The organism is Geomonas sp. (genome assembly GCF_056994735.1).
Genome location: NZ_JBXKJL010000056.1, coordinates 1 through 2025, shown reverse-complemented (window position 1 = coordinate 2025; position 2025 = coordinate 1). Strand labels below are relative to the sequence as shown.

Sequence of the window (2025 nt, the reverse complement as noted above, 5' to 3'; positions counted from 1 at the left end):
AATCTTAGCGTAAGCAGTAAAGCGGGGGAGGCCAATAAGCTCCTGCGTCATCTCATTCACAATATCTATCTGTGTGCGTTCCATTTTCAGCGTTTCTGTGTATTGTCCGCTTGGAACTTTGACAGGTTCACGGGTCAAAAGATCAGGAAGGACAAGAAAGCAATCGGAGATAAAATGTTCCCATTCCTGCAATTGCCACTCGACATGCGTTATGAATATCAAATGATAAGATGCTATGGTTTTCAGCAAGAAATCAACAGCATTTTCAGATGGCAATCTGCCTATGGTCTTGTGCAGATTTTCCACATAATTTCTATTATATTTCATGCTCGTCGGCAACACTTTCATAGATGCAGCATACTCCCCCCCTGCGTCAGGATAGTTGTCGCCTCGATAGAACGGTAAGCTCCCTGGGGCGACATGGAGGAACGGATTGGCTCGATACGGACAGGCCTTCAGGGATCGGGCGGTCGCACGGATGCTGCCGCCGGAGAGCGCTTCGCCGGAGGATGTATCGCGCGATCTTGGGGTCTCCGCCGCGACGCTGGAACGCTGGCGGTCGGATGCGCTGTCCAGGCCGGCTCGCGAGCCGGCCTGGACAGCGGCAGCACGCTTTGATGCCGTGATCACCACCGCGTCGATGGACGAGGCCACCAGGAACGCCTGGTGCCGGGAGAACGGGGTGTACCCCGAGGAGCTCAGCCGGTGGCGCGAGGCCGCCACCCAGGCTCTGGCGGAGCCGGAAGAGGCGCGGGCCAGCCCACTTGAGACCAAGGCCGACCGCAAGCGCATCCAGACCCTGGAACGGGAGTTGCGCCGTAAGGACAAGGCCCTGGCCGAAACCGCCGCGCTGCTGGTGCTGTCAAAAAAAGTCGAGGCGATCTTCAACCCGGGCGGGGACGAATGATCGACCTCGAAGATCGCCGTGCTCTGTCCCGCGACATCGAAAGCGCCCACAAGGCGGGCGCCCGCCTCAAGCCGGCCTGCGAGGTGGCGGGCATCAGCGTCCGTACGCTGCAGCGCTGGCAGGCCGAGGAGGGTCTGGTCGCCGGAGACCGGCGGCCACAGGCGTCCCGGCCGAAGCCGCCGCATGCGCTCACGGCCGAGGAGCGCGCCCGTATTCTTGGGGTTGCCAATGAGCCACGGTTCGCCTCTGTGCCACCGGCACGTATCGTCCCGATGCTGGCCGACGAAGGCGTCTACCTCGCCAGCGAATCCAGCTTCCAGCGTGTGCTTCGCGAGCATGGACAGATGCAGCGTCGGGGCCGGGCGAAGGCGCCGCGGGCCAGCCGGCCGCCGTCCACGCACGTCGCCCGCGCGCCCGGCCAGGTGTGGTGCTGGGACGTGACCTTTCTGCCAGCGACGGTTCAGGGGCGATGGTTCTATCTCTACCTAATCCTCGACCTGTACAGCCGCAAGATCGTCGGCTTCGAGGTTCACGCCACCGATGATGCCGAGCATGCGGCGCGCCTGGTGCGCCGCACCGCGCTGGCCGAGGGCGTACACGAGAGGCCCAACCGGCCGGTGCTGCACGGCGACAACGGCGCCACGCTGAAGGCGACCACGGTTCTGGCGATGCTCCAGTGGCTCGGCATCGCCCCGTCCTACTCGCGCCCCCGGGTGTCGGACGACAATCCCTTTGTGGAGTCGCTGTTCCGCACCGCCAAGTACCGACCCGAGTTCCTGAGCCGTGGCTTTGCCGACCTTGACCAAGCCCGCGAGTGGGCCTGGGCGTTCGCCAGATGGTACAACGAAGAGCACAGGCACAGCGGCCTGCGCTACGTCACCCCGGCCGAGCGCCACGCCGGCGAAGACCGGAAGATCCTGTCCCGCCGTCATGACCTCTACCACCTGGCCCGCGCCAGCAATCCGCGCCGATGGACCGGGCCAACCCGGAACTGGTCTCCGATTGAGGCCGTCACCCTCAACCCGGAGCGCGACTTCCAAATCCAGAACCAGCCCCTTGCCGAGCAGAAAGCGCCCGCAGCGGCATGAGACGGGCGACAACTACCTTGACCTGCACCG

The 2025-nt window shown here is 63.6% G+C and carries 2 protein-coding genes; one reads left to right on the top strand and one right to left on the bottom strand.

The window, feature by feature from the left end; all coding sequences use genetic code 11:
• Positions 1 to 348: hypothetical protein (locus AC11W3_RS02755; RefSeq protein WP_484092440.1), on the bottom strand; the 348-nt coding region annotated here is incomplete at its 3' end.
• A gap of 85 nt (positions 349 to 433) precedes the next feature.
• Between AC11W3_RS02755 and AC11W3_RS02750 the strand changes: the two genes are divergently transcribed.
• A protein-coding gene (locus tag AC11W3_RS02750) for an IS3 family transposase (RefSeq protein ID WP_484092439.1) occupies positions 434 to 1995 on the top strand; the annotation gives its coding sequence in 2 pieces (ribosomal slippage) (positions 434 to 872 and positions 872 to 1995; 1563 coding nt in all).
• Positions 1996 to 2025: the final 30 nt, after the last annotated feature.